At 61.2% G+C, this 23,088-nt stretch carries 23 protein-coding genes and 1 pseudogene; 10 read left to right on the top strand and 14 right to left on the bottom strand.

Going from position 1 to position 23,088, the window contains the following annotated elements; translation table 11 throughout:
* Window positions 1-391 precede the first annotated feature (391 nt).
* The 4 genes from ACMRQN_RS08595 to ACMRQN_RS08580 form a co-directional block, all read right to left on the bottom strand.
* Window positions 392-1,720, bottom strand: coding sequence for an IS4 family transposase (locus ACMRQN_RS08595; RefSeq protein ID WP_418734642.1), 1,329 nt, complete (start codon window positions 1,718-1,720; stop codon window positions 392-394).
* A gap of 16 nt (window positions 1,721-1,736) precedes the next feature.
* Complete coding sequence (locus tag ACMRQN_RS08590) at window positions 1,737-1,934, bottom strand: hypothetical protein (protein ID WP_418734641.1); 198 nt, start codon at window positions 1,932-1,934, stop codon at window positions 1,737-1,739.
* 248 nt (window positions 1,935-2,182) lie between these two features.
* Entirely contained in the window at window positions 2,183-2,863 is a 681-nt protein-coding gene (locus ACMRQN_RS08585; protein ID WP_418734640.1) for a DUF6179 domain-containing protein, read from the bottom strand.
* Window positions 2,832-3,332, bottom strand: a complete 501-nt coding sequence (locus ACMRQN_RS08580; RefSeq protein ID WP_418734639.1) for a DUF6323 family protein — start codon at window positions 3,330-3,332, stop codon at window positions 2,832-2,834. The genes ACMRQN_RS08585 and ACMRQN_RS08580 overlap by 32 nt, the downstream gene beginning before the upstream one ends.
* Window positions 3,333-3,866: 534 nt before the next feature.
* On the opposite strand from ACMRQN_RS08580, the gene ACMRQN_RS08575 reads away from it, so the two are divergent.
* Window positions 3,867-4,655 carry a DUF3825 domain-containing protein gene (locus ACMRQN_RS08575; protein WP_418734638.1) on the top strand — a complete coding sequence of 263 codons (789 nt, stop codon included), beginning with the start codon at window positions 3,867-3,869 and terminating at the stop codon, window positions 4,653-4,655.
* Between the two features lie 123 nt (window positions 4,656-4,778).
* Window positions 4,779-5,504: a tRNA (N6-threonylcarbamoyladenosine(37)-N6)-methyltransferase TrmO gene (gene tsaA, locus ACMRQN_RS08570; RefSeq protein ID WP_418734637.1), complete on the top strand. Its 726-nt coding sequence runs from the start codon at window positions 4,779-4,781 to the stop codon at window positions 5,502-5,504.
* Window positions 5,505-5,965: 461 nt separating this feature from the next.
* Here tsaA and ACMRQN_RS08565 read toward each other — a convergent pair whose 3' ends face one another.
* On the bottom strand, window positions 5,966-7,114 hold the full coding sequence (locus ACMRQN_RS08565; protein WP_418734636.1) for a sensor histidine kinase: 1,149 nt from the start codon (window positions 7,112-7,114) through the stop codon (window positions 5,966-5,968).
* Window positions 7,111-7,785, bottom strand: coding sequence for a response regulator transcription factor (locus tag ACMRQN_RS08560; RefSeq protein ID WP_418734635.1), 675 nt, complete (start codon window positions 7,783-7,785; stop codon window positions 7,111-7,113). The genes ACMRQN_RS08565 and ACMRQN_RS08560 overlap by 4 nt, the downstream gene beginning before the upstream one ends.
* 116 nt (window positions 7,786-7,901) lie before the next feature.
* Between ACMRQN_RS08560 and msrB the strand changes: the two genes are divergently transcribed.
* From msrB to ACMRQN_RS08540, 4 genes are read left to right on the top strand one after another with little or no spacing between them, the layout of a single operon-like run.
* Window positions 7,902-9,020 (top strand): peptide-methionine (R)-S-oxide reductase MsrB, encoded by a 1,119-nt coding sequence (gene msrB / locus ACMRQN_RS08555; RefSeq protein WP_418734634.1) that lies wholly within the window; start codon window positions 7,902-7,904, stop codon window positions 9,018-9,020.
* A 48-nt stretch (window positions 9,021-9,068) separates the two neighbouring features.
* Window positions 9,069-9,215, top strand: a complete 147-nt coding sequence (locus ACMRQN_RS08550; RefSeq protein WP_418734633.1) for a CD1871A family CXXC motif-containing protein — start codon at window positions 9,069-9,071, stop codon at window positions 9,213-9,215.
* Window positions 9,208-10,110, top strand: a complete 903-nt coding sequence (locus ACMRQN_RS08545) for a 4Fe-4S binding protein (protein ID WP_418734632.1) — start codon at window positions 9,208-9,210, stop codon at window positions 10,108-10,110. Before ACMRQN_RS08550 ends, ACMRQN_RS08545 begins: the two co-directional genes overlap by 8 nt.
* 52 nt (window positions 10,111-10,162) lie before the next feature.
* Window positions 10,163-11,134: a TlpA family protein disulfide reductase gene (locus tag ACMRQN_RS08540; protein ID WP_418734631.1), complete on the top strand. Its 972-nt coding sequence runs from the start codon at window positions 10,163-10,165 to the stop codon at window positions 11,132-11,134.
* A gap of 133 nt (window positions 11,135-11,267) precedes the next feature.
* On the opposite strand, the gene ACMRQN_RS08535 is transcribed toward ACMRQN_RS08540, so the two are convergent.
* From ACMRQN_RS08535 to ACMRQN_RS08520, 4 genes are all read right to left on the bottom strand, one after another.
* Window positions 11,268-12,530, bottom strand: a complete 1,263-nt coding sequence (locus ACMRQN_RS08535; protein ID WP_418734630.1) for a HipA domain-containing protein — start codon at window positions 12,528-12,530, stop codon at window positions 11,268-11,270.
* Window positions 12,531-12,535: 5 nt separating this feature from the next.
* Entirely contained in the window at window positions 12,536-12,736 is a 201-nt protein-coding gene (locus ACMRQN_RS08530; protein WP_418734643.1) for a helix-turn-helix domain-containing protein, read from the bottom strand.
* A 157-nt stretch (window positions 12,737-12,893) separates the two neighbouring features.
* The gene (locus tag ACMRQN_RS08525; RefSeq protein WP_418734629.1) at window positions 12,894-15,413 is read right to left on the bottom strand and encodes an excinuclease ABC subunit UvrA; all 2,520 of its coding nucleotides are present in this window, start codon (window positions 15,411-15,413) and stop codon (window positions 12,894-12,896) included.
* A gap of 12 nt (window positions 15,414-15,425) precedes the next feature.
* Window positions 15,426-15,863: a MerR family transcriptional regulator gene (locus tag ACMRQN_RS08520; RefSeq protein WP_418734628.1), complete on the bottom strand. Its 438-nt coding sequence runs from the start codon at window positions 15,861-15,863 to the stop codon at window positions 15,426-15,428.
* Window positions 15,864-15,959: 96 nt separating this feature from the next.
* Here ACMRQN_RS08520 and ACMRQN_RS08515 point away from each other — a divergent pair, with 96 nt between their 5' ends.
* The 3 genes and pseudogenes from ACMRQN_RS08515 to ACMRQN_RS08505 form a co-directional block, all read left to right on the top strand.
* Window positions 15,960-16,418, top strand: a complete 459-nt coding sequence (locus ACMRQN_RS08515; RefSeq protein WP_418734627.1) for an iron-containing alcohol dehydrogenase — start codon at window positions 15,960-15,962, stop codon at window positions 16,416-16,418.
* Window positions 16,376-17,149, top strand: a complete 774-nt coding sequence (locus tag ACMRQN_RS08510; RefSeq protein ID WP_418734626.1) for an iron-containing alcohol dehydrogenase — start codon at window positions 16,376-16,378, stop codon at window positions 17,147-17,149. The genes ACMRQN_RS08515 and ACMRQN_RS08510 overlap by 43 nt, the downstream gene beginning before the upstream one ends.
* Window positions 17,150-17,229: 80 nt before the next feature.
* Window positions 17,230-17,526, top strand: a pseudogene (locus ACMRQN_RS08505) (carboxymuconolactone decarboxylase family protein); the annotation flags it as partial.
* Window positions 17,527-17,796: 270 nt separating this feature from the next.
* Here the strand turns inward: ACMRQN_RS08505 and ACMRQN_RS08500 are convergent.
* Together ACMRQN_RS08500 and ACMRQN_RS08495 are read right to left on the bottom strand one after the other, a co-directional pair.
* Window positions 17,797-18,519, bottom strand: coding sequence for an SAM-dependent methyltransferase (locus ACMRQN_RS08500; protein WP_418734625.1), 723 nt, complete (start codon window positions 18,517-18,519; stop codon window positions 17,797-17,799).
* Between the two features lie 526 nt (window positions 18,520-19,045).
* Complete coding sequence (locus ACMRQN_RS08495) at window positions 19,046-20,383, bottom strand: transposase (RefSeq protein WP_418734624.1); 1,338 nt, start codon at window positions 20,381-20,383, stop codon at window positions 19,046-19,048.
* Window positions 20,384-20,680: 297 nt separating this feature from the next.
* Between ACMRQN_RS08495 and ACMRQN_RS08490 the strand changes: the two genes are divergently transcribed.
* Window positions 20,681-21,634 carry a tRNA dihydrouridine synthase gene (locus ACMRQN_RS08490; RefSeq protein ID WP_418734623.1) on the top strand — a complete coding sequence of 318 codons (954 nt, stop codon included), beginning with the start codon at window positions 20,681-20,683 and terminating at the stop codon, window positions 21,632-21,634.
* A gap of 120 nt (window positions 21,635-21,754) precedes the next feature.
* Here the strand turns inward: ACMRQN_RS08490 and ACMRQN_RS08485 are convergent, their stop codons facing one another.
* Both ACMRQN_RS08485 and ACMRQN_RS08480 read right to left on the bottom strand, forming a co-directional pair.
* On the bottom strand, window positions 21,755-22,507 hold the full coding sequence (locus tag ACMRQN_RS08485) for an EFR1 family ferrodoxin (RefSeq protein ID WP_418734622.1): 753 nt from the start codon (window positions 22,505-22,507) through the stop codon (window positions 21,755-21,757).
* Window positions 22,508-22,673: 166 nt separating this feature from the next.
* Window positions 22,674-23,030 (bottom strand): DMT family transporter, encoded by a 357-nt coding sequence (locus ACMRQN_RS08480; RefSeq protein WP_418734621.1) that lies wholly within the window; start codon window positions 23,028-23,030, stop codon window positions 22,674-22,676.
* Window positions 23,031-23,088 lie beyond the last annotated feature (58 nt).

The following is a 23,088-nucleotide window of genomic DNA, read 5'->3' as shown; positions in this document are numbered from 1 at the left end:
TGGGCGATGAGGTCCAACGCGCGCTTCCGCGCCAGGTCGTGCTAGAATGCGGTCATCCGCAGCGCCGACGGCGCCCCGATCCCCGTCGCACCGGCAAGGCTTCCGGTCGGCTTTTCCCGCAAAACTTAACTCGCACCTCGCTTGCCACTGCCCTTGATAATCTAAAGCAAATTTGGTACATAAGTTTCAGTGGCTGTCTCAGCTACCTCCAAATGCCGGGGGCTTATCCCAATGTCATTAACTTAAGCGGATGACATTCAAGCCGGCGCCGCTTGTCAAGGCCCCGAAGCCACCACCGGCCACGGGGCCTTTTCGCGCTCTCGGTTGGGTGTCGGGGCTTGCTGGCTGCAGCCCGCAGCGGGACTCGCCGCCAGGCGGTGCGGCGGCCTCTTCAGAAGACCCGCTTGTGGGTGTTGCTGTACCTGTTGGCGTAGCGGCCCTCCACGCCGTCGCGCGGGTACGACCTCTCGCGGCGCACGGGCGCAAGGCACCGCCTGAGCTCCTCCACGATCCCGGCCATGATGACTTCGCGCTCGTCGTCGCCGGCGAGCAGCATGCCGAGCAGCTCGTCCTTCACCACGCCCAGCGCGAAGCTCCTGTTCACCGTCATCTGGTGCCTGTAGCGCTCGGGCGCGCCTGCGGCGAGGGCGGCCGCGTCCGCCTCGTTGGCGATGTCGAACGCCACGTTGAGCAGGTACGCCGTCGCGTAGATGTCCTGCTCTATCAAGACGGGCTTCGTGCCGGTCAGGTTCTCCAGCTGCAGGCGGTCCTTGAGCATCTGGAAGCAGGTCTCGACGCCCCAGCGCAGGTGGTAGAGCTCCCTCAGGTCGTCGGGCGTGAAGGACGCGGGCAGGTTGGTGACGAGCTTCTCGGGCGTCTCGCCGCCGATGTCGACGAGGACGCACCTGACCCCTATGGGCTCGTGGGAGAGCAGCGCCTCGAAGGCCTCCGGCTCCCTCTTGCGCAGGCTCGCGATGCGCTGGTAGCCGAACCCGAACTCGCAGACGGCGTCGCCGCCGGCCTCGGCCGCCCGCGCGAACTCGGCGTTCATGAAGTTCTGCTGCGAGCGCATCAGGTAGGGGACGCCGTTGTCGGAGAGCCACGCCGGAAGCGGGAAGGACGGGTACCCGCGGTCCATCACGACCACGAACCGCTCTCCGCCCATCGCCTCGCGGGCTCTCTCCACGTGGCCGGCCACGAAGGAGCGCTCGTCGAACCCGCCGGTCGTGACCTCCAGCCCGACAACCTGCCTCGCGATCACGTCGTAGACGGCGGACAGCCCGCAGAACGCCTGCACCTTGCCGTGCTTCGCCGACGAGCCGCCGTATGCGGCCACGGTGGCGGCGTTGGTGGGGACGTTGGCCGTCGAGCCGTCGATCGCCAGCACGTGCATACCCCGGAAGGTCGGGGCGTCGCCGTCGGCGTAGACCTGCGCGGCGTGGTGGCGCATGAGGATCGCCAGGGCGGCGGGGTCGAGCTTCTCGCGCTGCTTGAGGTAGCCGGGCGCGCTTATCGGGCTCTCCATGCCGAGCTCCCTCCCGAGCTCGCGCAGCTCGATCCTGAGGGTGCGCCCCTTCCGGCAGACGATGCTCTCGACGAGCGCGTCGTGCGGCATCTTGCGGCGCCTCGTGAAGTCCCTCGGGCTGCGGCGGCAGGCTGCGGCGAACTCGCCGCTCCCCACGAGCTCCAGGTCCCTCCCGATTCGCTCGGACGCGCCCACGGCGCAACCTCCTCGCTCAGTCGTCCCACACCAGCCTCGGCTTCTTCTCGGACCACGCGGCCCTCAGGTAGGGCACCTGCTCCTCGGCGACGCGCCCGATGTTCACCACGGTGCGCTGCACGACCCGCTTGCCCTCGCGCCTGTTCTCGACCACGGATGCGTAGAGCATCTCCTCGCCGCCCTTGCCCTTCTTACGCTGAACCTTAAGAAACATATTCCCACTACGTATATTGGTACCTTGATGCTGTTTTAGCTAAATCTTCCCACCACTATTATACATGCGATCGAACTGGAGGGGGACGGCGTGGGAGTGTTTTCGATCTGATTTCCTGGAGAAAGAGGAGGGCCTCGTTCCCACTACGGGAGCGAGGCCCTGATAAGCGTTGCCGGCTTGAATGTCACTTGCTTAAGTTAATGACATTGGGGCTTATCCCCCGGCTTTTAGTGTATTCAGCGATTTGATTAGTGCGCCTCGGCGCTATCAGGGCGCGCTGCTGTCCACCAAGCAAAGCGATCGCGAATTGGTTCATACAGGTTGATCAGCAGTCCTCGATAGTCCGGACACAAAGACTCCAAATGTTCAACCATGTCATCCAAATCGAATCGCACAAGAAAGCGCGCCTCCTCCAGCAGTTGGGCAAGCCATGCCTCGACGTAATCCAGACCCCTCAGCCCCTCGGAAACAGGAGCGCTCAACGGGTAGTCGATGCTGCAAGGGACTTGATGCGCGCCGAAGAACGTGTCGTAGCAGCTGGGAAGCCTCTCAATGCTGGCAAGCGTGTCCCTCAGCGCGATATTGCGAAATGGAGGCATAGTCACCACCACCTGGCGCCAAAGACTCATGACCTCCGGGATGCGAGCTTCCAGCAGCTTTCGCCTTTCGGTCCAAGCCCCCACCACGTCCTCCGACTCCAGAAGAGATACCGCCACCTCGGGCTCTTCGCCGAAGAGGCCCAACACGTACAGCGCCGACTCCGCCAAGTCGTAGCCTTCTTGCTGGGACACGCTGGAGGATCCCCCCAAGGTATACAACCGGCAGACGTGAGTCATCAGCGCGGCGAATCCCCGCATCGCCCGCTCGGAGCTAAAGCCGTCCAGGCTCAACAAGGCATTAATCACAGTCTTCACCCCAACGTTCGCCATACCATCCGTCGGCAATCACGTCGTCGAGCCACTCATCGGGATCCCAGCGATAAAGCAGACCATCCTCGTCCGTGATCTCATACGCTCGCATGCCCTCGCAAGACGAAAGGCTGTCCTTCGACAACGAAAGAGCCAGCCCCACGTCACCAGCCGCCTCGCCGTCGAAGCACTCCCGCAGCGCTTCGACAATCTCCTGGTCGGCCACCTGCGCAGGCAGATCATCGCGCAGCTCGTAGAACGACTCGACAAGTTCCATCAAAGTATTCGCAGCGTTGCCCGTAAAGTAAGCGGAATCCGAAAACGCCCGAATCAGTCGCGCTGACGCCCCTTCCCCGAAGCAAATCCGACCGTTTTCCGCCAGGCAAGCTGCTTCGGTCCGAACGACCTCCTCGACTTCCCGGTTGGAGAGATTGCAACCCGCATCCCGCATCGCCCCGATAAACCCAATTTGCGCCATCACTTCAAACATGCACATCACCCTTTCCGATAAACCAGATAAGGCTTAATACCCGAAAACCAGGTGAAAAGACAGTCTGCAATTATGTTTTGGAACATGGTAATGTGCAAAAGAATTATCTGCAGCGCCTTGCTCTTGACAAGGCGTCTTTTTATCGTGCGAAATCGTTTCCGATGCGTCTTTTCCCAAGAAATGACACGACTTATTAACATTTCAGAGTGCAGCGATGCACGAACTTTGCTTTCATGTTGTATCTCCTCCTGATTCTGATGCCAGTTTTGAGTATTGTCCTATTACCGTCGGCCCTATTCACGCATATTCGGCTGACCGGTAAAAATCTCAAAGCCCGCCGTCGCCAGAATCGGCTCGCCGTCCCGAGCTCGGTCGAGACAGGGGTCGAGACTGGGGTCGGGTGATTTGTCTCACTCGCAAATCAATATGCGGCGAAAGACTTCGGGCGATATCTAAGGAATGCCAACGCGTCAATCCTCGCTCGTACGTGTAAAATCAAGCCGATTGACCGCCCAGCTACCAGAAGGACGCCATATGGAAATCCCTAGCACCCTGTGCAGCAACCTATACGACTTCGCATTTTGCCCCGAGCCCTGCTATGACCGCCTGGTCGACCTCGCCGACCCTGAGGACTGGGGCCTTAACAACCGCATTCTCAAAAACTACCTGTCGTTCTCGTTTAGCCGCGCAGTGTTCCTTACCGAGCGCGACGCGAACCAGACCGCGCCGTCCAACCTGCCATTGGTGTTCGACGACGGCCGCTGCCTGTTCAACACCGGCCTGTACACACGCCGCTACGAGAATATCTACGGCCTGTTCGAGCCCAACACCAAGCCCGACGCGCGCCAGCACTGGTTTTTGAAGGGCTTTTTCAAAGAGAGTGACCCCATGCTGGTCGCCTTCGAATACCTGCCCTGCCGCGTGCACTTTGCCGAGGATCCCTCTGAGCTCGTCTTCGACTACCGCCTGCCCATCCGGTCCAATATCGACCACATCTTAGGCGATGAGGAGAACTTGACGCGCATTCCCGCGAGCCTCATGGGAGAAGACAACTCGCTGCTGCTGCGCCGCGCCTTCGAGGGCGCCGTCGCCGAAGCAGCCCGCCGCGCCGCTGCCAACTATACGCTCGCCGTGCCGCAGTTCTATGACGGCAGAATCCAGTTGCTTTTGCCGCTGTGCCTGACCAGCGACAAGCCCGAACTGGCGCTGACCATCCAGCGCGAAGACGGCTTCTATGCCGCGCGCACCTGCCTCACGATTGAGATGGCGTACAACAACGCACGACTCATCTGCCGTCCCGAGACCTCCTGGATTAAGCGGTAGCGACTGGCTCATCTGCGAGGTTGTACTTCATTTGGCGCGCAGGGCAAGCCTTGCGCCAGCAGATTAGCTGATGAGCACATAGAACCCGCTATGTCAGACAGACCACCCTAGCTTAGGAGCAACATGAAGCCGATAGCGCACATCCGCACCGACCTACCGCAGAAGTTCGGGATACCCCGTAACAGCTTTCTTGCGCCTCACCTGCGAGGACGCATCGTATTTGAGCCCGAGTGCGCCCTCGAGTCGGCCGTTTCGGGAATCGAGAGCTTTTCGCATCTCTGGCTAATCTGGCAATTCGAAAACGGCGTGCCCGGCGGAACCGCCGACGACATCGCCGCCGATTATGCAGCGTCTAGCAGGAGCGGGGCAAACGACCGATGGTCGCCGACCGTGCGACCCCCGCGACTGGGCGGCACCGAGCGAGTAGGCGTGTTCGCATCGCGCAGCCCCTTTCGCCCGAATCCGCTGGGCTTGAGCTGCGTGAAGCTCGATCGGGTGGAACGCACCGACGCCGGGCCCGTGCTCCACGTCCTCGGGGCCGATTTGCGAGACGGCACGCCGATTCTCGACATCAAGCCCTATATCCCCTTCGCCGACTGCCATCCCGATGCCCGCGGCGGATGGATCGAAGACGCACCGTGGCACAAACTTACGGTCGACTTCCCTGACCAGCTTCGCGAATCAATCGAGGAAGACAAGCCCGCCGGCCTCGTCGAGGTTCTGAGGCAAGACCCGCGGCGCGCGGGAAGCAAGCACGACCCCTCGCGTGTGTACCACCTTGCCTATTCCTCGCTCGACGTCGCCTTCACCGTCGACGGCGACGTGCTGCACGTCATCTGCATGAGCTAAACTCCGCCCTATCGCGCATCTTCCCAGCGGAGAGCACGTCACACCTCGCGTCCGCTAGGCTCCTGCAGCAGACTCCGTTTCTCCCTACTCAGATACTTGAAGGGCTCGGTGCGCACGCCGTCGACCAGGGAGGTAGTCGACGCATGTGCGGCGTCAAGCAAGTTGCCACCAAGCGAAATGAGAACTACAGCCAGTTGGTGGTCAAGAGGAAGAGTTGTGCGCTCGTCTTTTCACGCCGTCTCTGAATGGGCAAGTTTGCGACCTGGCCTTTTACCAGCAAGGGCGCCACGACCGACCTCCCAAGGCCCGAAAACGCCGGTTTTTCGCAATCAGAACGTCGCACAACTCGCTCAGTTGACCACCAACTCGGCTTTTGCTCGCCGCATGAGGGATTTTCGGCGTCAATGGCCCCAAACAGCACGCAGACGACATTGGGACGGTCGCAGTGCGCCCCCTGCGCGTCACGCGGTCGCGGCGATCTCCCCAACGGGGAGTTCCACGCGCATGACGGTGCCGTCCGCCGAGCTCGCCTCGACCTCTACCGTACCGCCATGAAGTGCGGCGATTTCCCACACAAGCGAAAGCCCCAGCCCAACGCCACCGTATTCCCTGCTGCGGGACGAGTCGACGCGGAAGAACGGCTGGAAGACGCTCTCCTTGAACTGCTCGGGGATCCCAGGGCCGCTATCCTCGACCCGCAGGACGACGCGCCCGCCCTCCTCGCAGGCGGAGACGCGGACCGCCGTATCGGGTCGGCTGTAGCGAATGGCGTTCTCGACCAGGTTGAACACGAGCCGATATATCAACGTGTCGCTGCCGATCAGCTGGGCATCCCCGCTACGCTCAAGGGCGATGCCGCGCGCCTCGGCGATTGGAGCAAGGTCGGCGAGAACCTCCTCGACCATCGGCGCTAACTCGATCCGGTCGTTGCAGGGCACGCTGCGAAGCTCGCTCATCTCGAGCAGCGTCTTCGTCATCTGCGACATCTTCTCGGTCTGCTCCCGCAGAAGCTCGAGGAAGGCAGCTTCCTCACGCCCCATATCGGGGTGTTCGGCGGAGAACAGCTCGACCTGCGCCTGCATGAGCGCAAGCGGCGTCCGCAGCTCGTGGGCGGCGTTCCCCGTGAACTGCCGCTGTGCGCTAAAGCCCTCGTCAAGGCGGTCAATCATGCCGTTGAACGACTTGCTGAAATGCTGGAACTCGGGCAGCACGTCCTCGCTGATCTTCATGTCGGCCAAATTGCTCGGCTGCACGTTCTCGATCTGCGAGGCGAAGGCCCGCAACGGCCTGAGCGCGCGGCCGCTGACGAAGTACGCTAGCACGCCGCCGAGCAGCGTCACTGCAATCGTTATCAGCCAATTAGTCGCGCTGAAGGATTCCTGCGCGTTGCTCACCACGATCGTGAGCTCTTCGTCGAGCTCGCGGTTGTCGGGGTCGAACGACGCGGCGGCACCATCGCCGATGTCGGCGCTCGCCGATATGCCGCTGCCGATCGAGTCCATGTAGCGCATGCCCGAATACCCGATCAGGCAGTTCATCAGCACGCACGTCACGCACACGAGAAGGGCCGTCATCAGCGTGATGCGCCACTGCAGCGAGAGCCTTTTCATGCGGTTTCCTCCATCACATAGCCCTCCCCTATGCGGTTGCGTATGGGGTCGTGTCCCAAAGCGGCGCGCAGCTTCTTCCTCAAGGAAGAAATATGGACCCTAATCGAATTGCTGAAGCTGTTCACGCTGCTATCCCACACATGCTCGAGCAGCTCCTCCTGACTGACCGGCCGCCCCTGGTTGAGCATCAGGTACTCGAGTATCCCCGTCTCCTTTCGGGTGAGTGACAGCGCCTCCCCGCCAACAGCCGCCCGACGCGCCTTTGTGTCGAAAGTCAGCTTTCCGCAGGTCAGCAGCACATCGTTTTGCGTAAAACGCCTCAGCGTGAGGGCGCGTATCCTCGCCGCGAGCTCCTCGAGGTGAAACGGCTTCGTCAGGTAGTCGTTGGCGCCCGCATCGAGGCCCGCCACCTTGTCGGCAACCTCGCCGCGCGCCGAAAGGACGAGCACCTTGGTCTCGCAATCGGTTTCCCGCAGGGTCCTAAGCACCGTCATACCATCCGCGCCGGGAAGATTCAAATCGAGCACGACAAGATCGAACCTCTCGAAGGCAAGCAAATCCAGCGCCTCCCGCCCATCGTGGCAGCAGTCAACGCTGTACGCAAGATGCCTCAAGCTGCGCGCAATCGTATCGCACAGCGATCGCTCGTCTTCCACAACCAAAATTCGCATTCGGGCCTCCTCGCACGGGTGCCGTCTCTCTTAACACGGATTTTATAAGCGATATGTTCCAATGAGACGCGCAACGAAAGAAATAGGCTCATTTCTCCCGAAAGGAGGACAACACCATGCATCGGAGAGCATTGCCGCCCCTGCTTGCGGCAGCCTTGGCACTCGGCGGCTGCGTCGCCGTTTCGCAGACCGCGCCCCCCGAAAGTCAATCGAAGGGAACGGACACCATCGAGAAACCCTCCGATACGGCAGGTGAGGAAATCATGTACAAGGACACCTCAGAAAACGTCATCTATCTGGCAGGTGGCTGCTTTTGGGGCATGGAGCAGCTGATGCAGTCCATCCCCGGCGTCATCGATGCCCAAAGCGGCTACGCCAACGGCACTTGCGAGGCCGACGCCAACTACCCGACCGTCTACAAGGGAAACACCGGCTTTCGGGAAACCGTGCGGGTTGAATACGACCCTGACCAGGTAAGTCTCGACGCGCTACTGCTCGCCTACTTCTACGTTATCGACCCTACGGTGGAAAACCAGCAGGGCAACGATCGGGGCAGCCAGTACCAGACCGGCGTTTACTACACCAACGACAAAGCGAAGGAGGCGGTGGAGCGCATCGCGGAAATCGAGCGAAGCCACGCCGAGAAGTTCTTCGTGGAAATCGGGCCGCTGAGAAACTACTTTCCCGCGGAGGATTATCACCAGGATTACCTGGAGAAGAACCCCGGCGGCTACTGCCACATCCCGAAAGCGGAGATGGAGCTGTTCTCCAAGCTGCGTATCGACCCCGGTGATTACCAGAAACCCGCAGCGGAGTCCATCAGGGACAGGCTGACCGCGGAGCAATATCGCGTCACACAGGAAAACGGTACGGAGCGCCCCTTCACCGGCGAATTCTGGAACCAGTTCGAAAGGGGCATCTATGTGGATATCGTCACGGGCGAGCCGCTCTTCTCCTCCACGGACAAGTTCGAAAGCGGTTGCGGCTGGCCCGCGTTCACAAAGCCCATTGAGAAACCTGCCGTAGTTGAGCTTGAGGACAACAGCCTGGGAATGCGTCGCACCGAGGTGCGCAGCCGCGCTGGCGATTCCCATCTCGGCCACGTGTTCACCAACGACCCGGAATCCCCCAACGGCGTGCGCTACTGCATCAACAGCGCGTCTTTGCGCTTCGTGCCGTACGCCAAGATGGAAGCCGAAGGCTATGGATATCTGCTCTACCTGTTCAAAGAGTAGGTTTTCGCAGGTCAATGTCTGAATTACGAAGTGAAAGGAGCGATTGGATTGTTCAAAGCGATAAAGCCTGCAGCGCAAGTTGCCTTGCTGGCAGCCGGAGCGGCCATGGTGTGCTTCGGCGCGATGCGGGGCGAGGCTGACGCCGTGCTGGCCAAGGCGATTCGACTGTGCTTGGAGTGCATCGGAATTGGATAAGAGAAGAAACCCCGTATCGCAGTTTTTGAGCCGCTTCCGTAGCTGGATCCAAGCGGGCGCGACGCTGCTCACCAATATTCACCTGTCGAACTTCTTTAAGGGCACTATCTATCAGGGGCAGGGCAAAGCCGTCTGCGTCCCCGGCCTGAACTGCTACTCCTGCCCCGCGGCCACAGGCGCCTGCCCCATCGGATCGTTTCAGGCGATCGTAGGCTCGTCGAAATTCAGCTTCTCGTACTACGTGACCGGGTTTTTGATTCTCATCGGCGTGCTGTTGGGGCGTTTCGTGTGCGGGTTCCTCTGTCCCTTCGGCTGGCTGCAGGAGCTGTTGAACAAAATCCCTGGCAAGAAGCTGTCCACAAGGAAGCTCAAACCGCTTAGGTACCTGAAGTACGCCGTGCTGCTGCTCACCGTGATCTTGCTGCCCGCGCTGCTTGTCAACGACGTCGGGATGGGTGACCCGTACTTCTGCAAGTACCTCTGCCCGCAGGGGGTGCTCGAAGGCGCGATTCCGCTCGCCATCGTCGATAGCGGCATACGTTCCGCATTAGGAGCGCTGTTCACCTGGAAGCTTGCCGTTTTGATCGCGGTGGTCGTCTTGAGCGTGCTCATCTACCGCCCATTTTGCAAATGGATCTGCCCGCTCGGCGCTCTCTATGCGCTCATGAACAAGGTGTCCCTGCTCGGAATAAAGGTTGACCAGCACCGATGCATCTCGTGCGGCACGTGTGCGAAGACGTGCAAGATGGACGTCAAGGTCACGGAGTCGCCCAATCACACCGAGTGCATCCGCTGCGGCAAGTGCATAAGAGCTTGCCCGACCGACGCCATCGGCTTCCACTACGGCCTGAGCTTGCCGGAAAAGCAACCGAATCAGCAGTGCGAAAAGAACTAACGAATTGAGAAAGAACCAAGCAAAGCAAACGATTGCAAATGGAGGAATTATTATGAAACTAACGAAAATTGCGGTAGCGCTGGTGGGCGCGCTTTTGGCGTTCAGCCTTGCAGCCTGTTCGGCTCCTAAGGACAACGAGGCCTCTTCGACAAGCGGCGACACCGATATCGCGGCTTTGCTGGCAACGCAGCCGAAAAACCTCGAGGAAGCGACTGAGCTGCACCAACAGCTCATGCAGAAGGAAAATGAAATCCTCTCCGGCAACTCGAAGCTGTGGGAAAAAGTGTTTCTGGCAGCCAACAAGGACACGCCGATGATCGAGGACGGCAAGAACTACGGCGACTTCCTCCTCGACACGATCGAGGGCGCCAAAGACCAGTTCTCAGCCGAAGAGTTGAAGACGCTCAAGACCGGGGCCCAGCAGGTGAAGGAAATCGAGGACAAGCTCGCGGCCCTCGAGAAGGACTTCCCCGGATGCGGTAGCTCCCCGAGCTCAGGGGAGAGCGTCGACGCGTCGAGCGCCGGCATGCCGAATAGCGCAGGCGCCGCTACCAGTGCGGGCAAGTTCCCGAGTTTCCAGGGGAAAGACCTCGACGGCAACGAAGTGACCAGCGACAAGCTCTTCTCGGGGAGCAAGGTGACGGTGGTCAACTTCTGGTTCACCACCTGCAAGCCGTGCGTGGGCGAGCTGGGCGACTTGGAAGCGCTCAGCAAGGAGCTCGCCGGCAAGGGCGGCCAGGTCGTGGGCGTGAACTCCTTCACGCTCGACGGCGACGCGACCGCGATTTCCGAGGCGAAGGACATCCTCGCGAAGAAGGGCGTCACGTACAAGAACGTCTGGTTCGCGTCGAGCAGCGAGGCCGGGAAGTTCACCTCCGAGCTGTTCTCGTACCCGACCACCTACGTCGTCGACAAGAACGGCAGCATCGTGGGAGACCCGATCGTCGGCGCGATCACGTCCCCCGAGCAGCAGAAAACGCTCAGCAAGCTCATCGACCAGGCAATCGCGAACAGCGAGGGATAAGCCCGCAAGCGAGCGCTATGGGAAGGCCCCGGCATGCGAACTGCCGGGGCCTTCCTGCGTTTTGTGAGCAGTCGACCGATTGAGCGAGACGCACGACCGAACAGGGCCCTGGCAGCGAAGAGAGGCTCCGACGTTAAGCCATCAACTCCCTGCGTTTCAGGAAATCCTTTTTGATGCGGTCGCCCATTTCCTCAGCCAGTTCAAATCCCTGGTTGCAAATGGCTTCGACAGAGGCCTGGAGAGCGACGGGGAACTCCTCGATCGTCTCATCAAGCTCCATAAGACCACGTTTCTCCCCCACGCCGCAAGCTTTAGCCGTCGCCGCGACCTCACTTCGCGTAACCTGGTCCACGCGCCGAGATCCACCGAACGACACGCCCATCTCCCTGTCCACTTCTGGGTACACGGTAGTGCTCGTCACGTCATAGAGCGGCGCGAGGCTCTTCCTCGACCAATCATCGCTCCAAAGCATCGAGTGATTCTTCAAGTGGTTGTCGGCGTTTCCAACAGCCCAATCGAACACCAATCTCGAAAACAGCATCGCCCTATCCCCAAAGGGATTAGCACTTTCTTCGTTTATCAGCTTGGCGCAATTATTCGCGTAGTTCCCGTCTGTCGGCTCGTACTTGTCGCCGAACTTCGGCAAAGCTTGGAAGAAATCCTCTTGATGAAGCCGATGGAAGAATTCGCTGCCTACATCAATTCGATCGAATCGCTTCACAGCAAGCGGCGGATCGCTGCCATCGATGGGAATTAGCCTGCATTCGGCAGCGTCGAAACCGAGCCTCGCCGCGGTCGCCATGCAAACAGCCTCGTTGATTGTCTGCAGTGGGAAACTTCCGTCGCACGCTTTCACAATATGGCTCGACGGAGCCGCACCTTTCGGGTACTGCCATGCGCCGGTAGCAGCATCGAAATGAAGACCGACCTTCATTTGCGCTCCAGCCAAAGAAAGCCTCGATCGAACTGCTGCATGCGAAGCGAACTCCCTCGGGAAGGCGGCAAACCGTTCAAAATCGGAATCTCCCATAGGCTCATAGCCCCGTCCCCATACGGGATCTTCACCAGCAACCTTGAAAACCAGCGCACCAGCTGACTCATCATTGAGCCTCGATATCAGCTCATGCAAGTCGTCTTCCGACGTATGGAACGAAGCGCTTAGGACCCTTCGCATACTTCCCTCTGGGAGAAGTCCGTCGAAAAACGATTTCACCGCAGAAGGGGGCAATTCGCCCGCGCCGAGGGGAAGGGCATGCGAAATGGACTGGGCACTGTCGTTTCGCCGATAAGAATCAGAATAGGAAAATGTCAGGGCAACCTCCGACGCGCCGACGAATCCTACCTCTTCGAATCGGCCAAGACGCTCGCGATATACGACAAGCTCTCTTCCAGACATCGCCATCACCTTTCGAGTGCAACGAGATCGACTCCGAGCGCCAGAGCGTAAGACAAGACCTTGTCGATGCCGACCGTTCCTCGCCCCCGCTCGATTTCGCCCACGAGTCTGGGGCTAAAGCCAAGCATTTCGGCAACCTCTTCCTGCGTATACCCAAAAGATTTCCGTCGCTTTCTCAGCAATGGGCCAAGGGAAGCGCACTCCATAACCCTTGTTCCGCACGCCATGATTTGGTCGCGACTGAGTGTCATCACTGCTCGATTCTTACGTATAGGTGCAGAAATTCTGATTTGATATAATATCATACGAATACGTAAGATTTTCATGTAATTGAGAAAAACGTACCTATACGTAAGAAATCCGTTAAAGCATCAGGTAGCGGCCGGTGATGCTTTCCGGGTTCGCGGCGATTTCCACAGGCGTGCCGCACGCCACGATGCGCCCGCCGTCCTTCCCGCCATGCGGTCCCATGTCGATCACGTAGTCGGCATTGGCGATGAAGTCGAGGTCGTGCTCGACCACCACCACGGTGGCGCCCCGCTCCACAAGCCGCTCGAACACGCCAAGCAGCGTCTCGACGTCGCGCGGGTGCAGGCCGATCGTCGGCTCATCAAACACGAACACGGCGTCTTCCTGCCCCCGGCCCATCTCGCTTGCAAGCTTCAGGCGCTGGGCCTCGCCGCCGGAGAGCGCGGGCGTTGCCTCACCGAGCGTGAGGTATCCCAGCCCCAGGTCATGCAAGGTTTGCAGCTTCTCGTGCGCCTTCTTGATATCGGCAACATGCGCACGCGCCTCATCGACCGAGAGCGCGAGCAGCGCCGGCAGGCTGAGCGCCTGGCCACGGGGCGTGCCCTTCTCGCCCTTCGCGCCCTTCTCGAGGCGGCGAATGCCCTCGGCCGCAGCGCTAAAGCGAGAGCCGCGGCAATCGGGGCAGGCGATGTCGACGTCGGGCAAGAACTGCACGTCGAGCGAGATCTGCCCCGTGCCGTCGCACGTGGGGCAGCGCAGGCTTCCCGTGTTGTACGAGAAGTCGCCCGCCTTAAGACCCGCCGCCTTCGCGCTCTCGGTGCGCGCATAGGCGCGGCGCAAGTCGTCGAGCACGCCGCAGTACGTCGCCACGGTCGAGCGGACGTTTACCCCGATGGGGGTCGCGTCGATCAGGTTCGCACGCCTGATGCCGTCTGCGGCAAGCGCCATCACGTGCTCGGGGAGCGCCTCGCCCGCCGCCGCATGGGAAAGCGCGGGGATGAGCGTCTCTAGCACGAGCGTCGTCTTGCCCGAACCCGACACGCCCGTCACGGCGATAAGCCGGCCCCGCGGGATGTCGATGGCGAACGGCTTCACCGTATGCAGGCCGCTCGATTCGAGGTGAATCCGCCCCAGATCGAACATTTCCCCAGCTTGCGCCTGCGGGCGAGCCGCCACGCGCTTCGCTCCCGAAAGAAAGGGGCCTATGATCGAAGCCTTATCGCGGGCGACCTCGTCAACCGAGCCTTGGGAAACCACCGCGCCGCCGTCCGCGCCCGCGGCAGGACCCATTTCCACCAGATGGTCGGCGGCGCGCAGGATGCGCGTGTCATGATCGACCATCACCACGGAGTTCCCGTCGGCAATCAAATCGCGCATCACGCCGAGGAGGCCGTCGATGTTGGCGGGGTGCAAGCCGATGGAAGGCTCGTCCATCACGTAGAGCACGCCAGTAGTTCGGTTCCTCACCGAACGCGCGAGCTGCACGCGCTGGCGCTCCCCCGTGGAAAGCGTTGCGCCCGCGCGGTCGAGCGTAAGATACCCCAACCCCAGCTCCAGCAGGCGTCGGGCGGTGCCCGTAAACGACTCGCAGATGGATTTCGCCATGGGGCGCATCTTATCGGGAAGACTCCCCGGCACGCCTTCCACCCACGAAACCGCCTCGTCAAGCGTCATTTCCGTCGCCTGCGCCAGGTTGATGCCGCGCACAAGCGGCCCGCGCGCAGCCACCGAGAGGCGCGTGCCACCGCAATCGGGACAAGGCCCCTCAGTCAGGAACTTCGCGACGCGGCGCAACCCCTTCTCGTCCTTCGCCTTCGCAAGCGAGTTCTCCACCGTACGCACGGCGTTGTAATAGGTGAAATCGAGCTCGGCGAAGTTCTCGCCCTTCTTGGCCTTGTACAGGATGTGCCGCTTCTCGGCCGGACCGTTGAACACGATTTCGCGCTCGGCGGGTGAAAGCTCGCGAAACGGCACGTCCGTGCGCACGCCCATGGCGCCGCACACCTGCTTCATGAGGTCCCACATAAGCGAGCCCCACACCACCACAGCGCCCTCGTCGATGGTCTTGCTCTCGTCGGGCACGAGTGCAGCGCGGTTCACGGTGCGCGCGATACCGGTGCCGCCGCAGGTGGGACAAGCGCCCTCGCTGTTGAAGGCGAGCTGCTCGGCGCCGGGGCCGAAGAACTCACCACCGCAATGCGGGCACGAAATCGCCAGTTCAGCAGCAACGTTCAAGCTTGGCGGCACATGCTTTCCGCAATGCGGGCACACATGGCTGCCGGCGCGCGAGAAGAGGAGTCGCAGGCTGTTCAAAAGCTCGCTCGAGGTACCGAACGTCGATCGCACGCCGGGCACCGCCGGGCGCTGGTGCAGCGCGAGGGCGGCGGGAACGTAGCGCACGTCGTCGACCGAGGCCTTGCCCGCCTGAGCGATGCGCCGACGCGTGTAAGTGGAAAGCGCCTCCAGATAACGGCGCGACCCTTCGGCATAGAGCACGCCAAGCGCAAGCGAGCTTTTGCCCGAACCCGACACGCCCGCGATGCCCACAAGCTTGCCGAGCGGGATGTCCACGTTCACGTTCTTCAAATTGTGCACGCGCGCGCCGCGCACCTCGATATGGTCGATATTCTGCATGGTTTCCTTCACTTAACGATGCGCCCAATCGTATAGTTCCCTAATTTCTTTCGGCAAACCGTCGGGAATCATCTCCCGAAGGCGCTCTTCCCCGCCGTCTTTTTGGGCCGTCTCGTAGTACCAGCACTTGAACTTCACCATGGCAAGCGCCTTCTGCATACGCTCGATCTCCTCCTCGGCCTGGGCCCTGCGCGCCTCGAAGAGCTCCTTTCGCGCGGCGTACGTCGACGGCCCCTCCTGGACCATCTCGACGAAACGCTTGATGTCCTTGATCTCAAGCCCCGTCTTCTTCAGGCAATCGATGACGCGAAGCAGCTCAAGCTCGCCTTCGCCGAAGCGGCGCGTGCTGCCCGAACGCTCCAAGTTGGGGAACAGCCCCTCTTTGTCGTAGTAGCGCAGCGTCGACACGGGGATGCCGAACATCTCCGAAACCTGCCCGATTGAATACATGGTAAATTCCTTTCAAAGTATCTTGACCTGAAGTTAGGTTTAGGTATTAAGGTGCCCCCATCATACCAAAAGCAGGCCACAAGCGGAAGGAACTGCATGCTCGGCAACTTCACCTACCACAATCCCACCAAGCTCATCTTCGGCAGAGACGCCCTCGCCTCGCTGGCAGCGGAGCTCGCCCCCTACGGTGACACCGTCCAACTCGTCTACGGTGGGGGATCTATCAGGCGATTTGGCATTTACGACCAGGTTATCAATGCGCTTCGCGCCGCTGGGAAGCACATCGTCGAAGACAGCGGCGTCATGCCGAACCCCACCATCGAGAAGCTCCGCGAGGGGACGCGAATCGCTCGCGAGAACGATGTCGATTTCATCCTCGCCGTAGGCGGCAGCTCGTGCGTCGACTACGCGAAGGCGGTCGCCGTCTCTAAGAACCTTCCCACAGGGAAAACCCCTGGGACGTGTATTTCGACCGATTCGAGGAACCCTCGGCAGATAGGGAGATCGTGCCCGTGGGGTCGGTCCTCACCATGGTGGGCACCGGTTCCGAGATGAACCGCGGCTCGGTCATCACCAATCGAGAGCTTGGCCTTAAGGTCGGCCACGTCTTCACCGACGAGCGCGTCTCGCCGCGTTTCGCCGTGCTGAACCCCGAGTTCACCTACACGGTGCCGCGCTATCAGATGGTCGCGGGCATCTTCGACATCATGAACCACATCACCGAGCAGTACTTCTCCGGCACCGACGACAACACGAGCGACTTCCTGGCCGAATCGCTCATGCGCAGCCTTGTCACCGCGAGCCGAGTCGCCGTAACCAGCCCGATGAACTACGAGGCGCGCTCGAACATCATGTGGACGGCGACCTGGGCACTCAACACCCTCGTAGGCTGCGGAAAGACGCAGGACTGGGAAGTCCATATGATCGGACAGGCCGTAGGCGCCGTCACCGACGCCACGCACGGCATGACCCTCTTCGCCGTAGCGCTTCCCTACTATCGCCTGATCATGCCTTACGGTCTGGGGAAGTTCGCCCGTTTCGCCGTAAACGTGTGGGGCATCGACGCCGCAGGCAAAACCAGCGAGGAGCTTGCGATTGCCGGCCTTAACGCCATGGAGGCCTGGATGCGCGAAATCGGCTGCGTGATGAGCATTCGCGAGCTGGGCGCCGACGAGTCGAGCCTCGACGCCATCGCCGACGCGACCCTCACAATGACGGGCGGCTACCGCACGCTCACCCGCGTCGAGATTCTCGACGTCCTGCGCAAGAGCCTCGCTGCGGAGTAGCGGGCAGGACTCAATCGCGGATAGCGACACCATTCACTACCAATCAACTCCTCAGAAAGAAGACGGGAAGAAAATCAGAAATGGCAATCAAGCAAACCGCAGGACACGATGCGCTCGGCGAGTTCGCGCCCGAGTTCGCGCACTTGAACGACGATATTCTCTTCGGCGAGGTGTGGAACCGCGAGGACAAGCTATCGCTCAAGCTGCGCAGCATCGTCACTGTGAGCACGCTCATCGGGAAAGGCATCGTCGACAGCTCGCTGAAATATCACCTGGCCAGCGCCAAGAAGAACGGCGTCACGCAAGAGGAGATGGCCGAGATTCTCACCCATATCGCCTTCTACGCCGGCTGGCCCAACGCCTGGGCCGCCTTCAACATGGCGAAGGAGGTGTATGCGGAAGACACTGCGGGCAGCGGCAGCCCCGAGTCCCACGGTGGGTTCTTCGGCCTGGGCAAACCCAACGACGGTTTCGCGCAGTACTTCATCGGGCAAAGCTATCTCAACGCGCTCACTGGGCCCGATGACTACCTGGCAATTTTCAACGTGACTTTCGAGCCGGGCTGTCGCAACAATTGGCATATCCATCATGCGAGCAGAGGCGGCGGGCAAACTATGCGCCCGCCGCCCGTTTTCCGGTTACCTAGCCTAGGCCTTCACAAGCGTGACCGCGATGGTGTTCAAGAACTCGAGCGCGCCCGCCTCAACGGCCGCACGGTCGCCTTGAGCGTACTCGTTATCGCAGACAATCCAGTCGGCCCACGCCTCGGGCGTGCACGCCATCTGATGCATATCCTCGATAGCAACGCCGTCCGTTTGCCCAATCATAGATCGCCACCAGGCCATATCGTGCATGTATTCAAGCTGCTCGACGCTCCAAGATGCAAGCAGGCATGCCGGCAGCGCGTCATGGCAATCGCGCACCATGCCGGGGATGGAAAGGTAAATCCTGCCACCAGGCTTCACATACGGAAGAAGCCTCTCCCCCAGATAGTGCGGGTCGCGCCCGAAATAGTTATACGAATCGATGCTCACCACGGCATCGAAGAACCCCAGCTCGAGAGGCAAGCCTTCCGCGGCGTTGGCCCTAACGGGATGAATCCGCTCGTCCGGCACGCTCATCTCTCGAAAGAACGCGCGATTCTCATCGGGGTCGCTCCACAGGTCGACGGCGTACACATCGAGCCCGTATTCGCGCGCAAGCATCACGCTTGTTATGCCAGTGCCAGAGCCGAGGTCGCACACGCGCGACCCCTTCGCGACATCGGCGTCGCAAAGTAGCTCCTCGCAGAGCTTAAGCGGGTTGGGCCCCATGATCTTGGATCGGACTAGGTTGATGTCGAAGCTGTTCGCTTTTGGGAAGTTGTTCATTGTTACTCCTGTTTGTTGAGTCGATGGTAAAAACAGGTGCGGAACGGCGCATAAACATAAGGCCTTGATGCGGCCTTTTCAGAAGTGCTCTGCGATTAACCGTTCCCTAAAGAACAATGACCAAAAAGACATCCCCTAAGATGCGTTTGCGCGGAGCACGATTGCCCCGTCGGACGAAGTATACAACCAGGCACGGTCGAACGGCAACTGGTCGCAGGCGGCGCAAGCAAGAATACAGCTGGTTGGTTGAAAAAGTAAACGCAACGCTGACAACCTAAGCGCAACGGTTGCGCCTTCACAGGCAAAACATGGCTGAAACCGTTGCGGTTACCTTGGCAGAAGGGCAGAATGGGACCTGCCGGGGCGGCGCCCCGCGCCGCCCCGGCCCCCGGAGGGCGCGCTGACGCGGGGCCCGGCCCGTTTTCCTGTCAAGGTAAACGCAACGGGCGGGGCCCGGCTTCTCGGTAGGTTTTCGGGCGCGCCCCCAGGCTTCGTCTTTCTTCGGTATCTATCTATCTATCTATCGCTATTGATCGACGGCGTGGGCCATGAGCCACGGCCTAAGGCACACCTCGTCCGCCGGGACGCGCTCCACGCCCAGGAACTCGAGCAGGCTCCTCGGCACGACCCCCTCGGACGCCTCGATGGCGCACCTGCCGCCCAGCCTCCCCAAAGGGTAGGAGTTCACGTGGCTGCAGCACACCGCCACGTCCCACGCGCTGAGCCTGTCGAAGTCGCTGCGGCCCTTGGGCAGGATGCGCCTGAGCTGCTCGTGGTTCCTCTCGGCCTGGGCCTTCTGGTTGGACTTCATGGGGTCGCAGTAGTAGACGGAGCACCTCGCCTCGCCCCCGGCCAGGCACGACCGCTCCATCCCGGCCCAATCGTCGAACTCGACGCCGCGGTCGACGAGCAGGACCGGGAAGACGGCCCGGAAAGCCCCGGGCGAGCCCAGCTCGGACTCCATCGCGTCCAGCCAGGCCACCGTGTCCGCCGCCGACCCCCTCCCCTTCTTCAGGTAGAGCTGCAGCGAGCTGGCCAGGAAGTGCAGGCTCAGCACGTCGGTCGAGTTGGACCCGAGGCCCTCCACCGAGTCGCCCTGCACGGCCCGCGCGCGCTCGGAGAGCGGCAGCGCCTCGAAGTCGGCGTACTCCCGCCCGGACCGGTCCACGCGCGGCCTTCCCGGCGTCCTCGCCTTCCTCTTCGGCAGGTGCCTGACCTTGCGCGGCATCTCAATGGCCGCCACGCCGAGCAGGCCCCCCTCCTGGTACCGGTAGGCCGTGCGCAGCCCGAACGGCAGCTCAGCGCCGTGCGCGAGCCATATCGCCTCGAAGCTCCACCCCTTCCTCGCGAGCGGGACGACGAGCTCGTTGGCCGCCGCGAGCTCCGCCTCCGTCGCGAAGATCCCCGAGCGGGCCCGCGACAGGGTCGCCTCGTAGGCGGCCTGGGCCTCGGAGGCCCGGTACGAGCACTTCGGGAAGCTGCAGCCGCCCCGCCTGCGGCACCCGTCCGGGCAGACGTAGGGCCACCTCTCGGTGTCCGGGCACGTCTTCTGCTCGAAGTCCGGGCAGGTCAGAACGCACCTGCGCGTCCTGCAGTCCTTGCAGTTGGTGTACTTGGTGGAGCACTTGGCGCAGGCCGTGCCGCTCTTGGAGCACGAGGGCCGCCTGGCGCAGCGGTTCGACGCCCTCTCGTGCGGCGACATCTTCTTGGGCCTCACCGTGCGGTGGGCCCTGGCCTCCCGCGTCACGGTCGAGGCGGCGACGCGCAGCCTGCGCGCTATCTTGCTGGCCGGGTCGCCGTCCCTTATGCCCTGCTCGACGATTTCCCGGCTCTCCAGCGTCAGGTGCTTTCCGCTCTTCGGCATGGTGCACCTCCTTCCCGCCCGGAGGGAAAGCGCGCCTAGATTGTAAGGCCTTTCGGGGCTTCCTTGCGGTTCGCTCGGCCGGGCCGGGGCCCGCCCTCCCGAACCGGGCGGCTTGCGCCGCGCTGCAAGGTTAAACGCAACGACTTTGCGCTTACTTTTTCAACCTACAAGAATACAGCTAGAGCCCAACTGAGTAATCGCAGCATCGCGAACGGGATTATCCTGCGATAATGAAATCATCAGCCCGTTCAAGAGGCGTCATCACCAGAAGTATGCTCAGATGAAGAAGGAGGCGGAATGCTGCTATCGCTTGCCCCCATGGAGGGAATCACCGGATATGCGTTTCGCCGCGTGCACGCGGAAATCTTTGGCGCGCTCGACCGCTACTACACGCCGTTCATCTCGCCGCTCCCCAAGGTGGGAACGCCATTCAGCAAGCGCAACAGCCGCGAGCTCGACCCCGGGAACAACCAGGGCCTCAATGTCGTGCCCCAGCTTTTGACCAACGACGCCGACAGGTTCATCTGGGCGGCTGGGCTTCTTGCCGACATGGGCTACAAGGAAGTCAACCTCAACCTCGGCTGTCCCTCGGGAACAGTGGTCGCCAAGGAGAAGGGCTCCGGCCTTTTGCGCAACCTACCCAGGCTCGAGGCGTTTCTTGCCGACGTGTGCGAGCGCTCGCCGCTGCCGGTTTCGGTCAAAACGCGCGTCGGCATCGCGAACGACGACGAGTACGACGAGCTCCTTGCTCTGTTCTGCCGCTGCGGAATCACCGAGCTCATCGTGCATCCCCGCGTGCAGAAGGACTTCTACGACGGCGCCCCGCGCCAGGAACTGTACGGCAAGACGCTCGAGCGCGCACCGCTCCCCGTCGCCTACAACGGAGACATCTTCACGCTGGACGACTACAATGCGCTGGTCGCAGCCTACCCGCAAACGCGTCACGTCATGATCGGTCGCGGGATCGTGGCCAACCCCGCCCTCGCACGCATGATTCGCGGCGGCGCAGGTTTGACGCACGAGGAGCTCGAGCGCTTCCACGACGAACTCTATCAGGCATATACCGACGACATGGGCGGCAACGCGGTGTTTCGCATGAAGGAGTGGTGGGGATACGCCGAGCACGCCTTCGCCGACCCGTCCTCGGTCCACCGCACCATGAGAAAGACCCGCCGCGCCGACGAGTACGAAGCCGCCGCACGCAAAATCTTCTCCACCGAAAGACTCGCCAACTCGCCGCGACTTTGCTGAGGCCAGGCTGAAAAGTCGGTGGGCAAGCAAACCGAGGCATCCATAATTCCATGCGCGAAAAACGGACGCGGGCAATCCTTCGCCCCGCCGCCGACACGCTAACCGAAATCAGCGAGATTCCTAAATATTTGGGTGTACGTACTGGCCGTGGCGCTTCGTTCGGCTTCCGTACTGGATGGAGAACTTCGGGCAATGGTGCAGGCAAGCGAGGCACATCACGCACCGTTCCTTCACCCAAACAGGCTTTGTATCGCGAATCTCGATGGCGGAGGCGGGACATTTCCTCGCGCAGAACCCGCAGCCAATGCAGGAATCTTCAACAGTAAAATGGCTGGTCTTGCGCATCGAATCGTACTCTAACACATAGAACAGCTTCGCCGCGAACACAGGAACCTTGCGTCGCGTGAAGTCCCCGATTGCCCGGCTTTCCACCCCCTCGACCAAGAAGTCAATTTCCCGCTCCGCGTCCTGGTTAATGCGGTCGACTTTCTCCTTGTCGCTCAAGTCGAAAATAGGCATCCAAGTGTCCGGCATCTTCACGCCGAAGTACGCATCGAAGGCGAGGCCCTTCTCCCCCATGATCTTGTTGGCGAACCGCCCTGGCTGCCCTGGCGTGCTTCCGTACGTGGCGGCATACCACAGATAGCTCGGCTTCCCGTCCAACGACAACTGCCGCAGGAAATCCCGCACGATACTGGGCAGCCCCCAGGCATACGCAGGGCTGACGATGCCGATGGGGCAGCCGTTTGCGACGAAGCGAAATCGCTGTTCTTTGACGCACTCGGCAATCGAGACCACCTCTTCCCTCGTCATTGCGGCAACACGCTGAGCAACGTATCTCGAATTGCCCGTAGCTGAAAAGAAGAAAATCACGGCACTCCCCTCATCGAAGCTCTGCGGCGACGATTATCGCAGCATTCTTCGAGAATCGCACCGACACGCTGGAAAAGGACACATCTACCGAGATGAAGCACTAGCGATGTTCCCTTCGCGAACCCTTGACAATTGCCGAGAAGAGACCCGCGAGCAAGGCGCTCTTCTAGCCTTGCGCGGGGGCGAGTTCCGCTTCCTCGGCCTCTTGCGTTCCCTTGCTGAGCAGCGCGATGCCGGCGACGACCGCGATCATCCCGATACCGACGACGATAGAGAACGGGTCGTTCCAGAAAATGATGCCGATAAGCGTCGTCAGAAACGTGCCGACGCCGCCCCAGATGCCGTAGGCCATCCCCAGGCTCAGATCCTTGAGCGCGAACGTCAGCATCACAAACGACAAGATATAGCACGCAGCGGTCACGATGCCGAACACGGGCTGGGTGAAACCCTCCGACAGCTTCATACACGTGGTACCGAACACCTCAAAGAGCACCGACAGTCCCAAAAGCGCATAGGGGCTCATCGCTGCACCTCCTCCTGGAAGGTCTTCGCGTACTGTTATACTGTTTCTATCTTAACGG

The organism is Ellagibacter sp. (assembly GCF_048412355.1).
GTDB lineage: Bacteria > Actinomycetota > Coriobacteriia > Coriobacteriales > Eggerthellaceae > Ellagibacter.
This window is presented reverse-complemented; position numbering and strand designations above follow the sequence as displayed.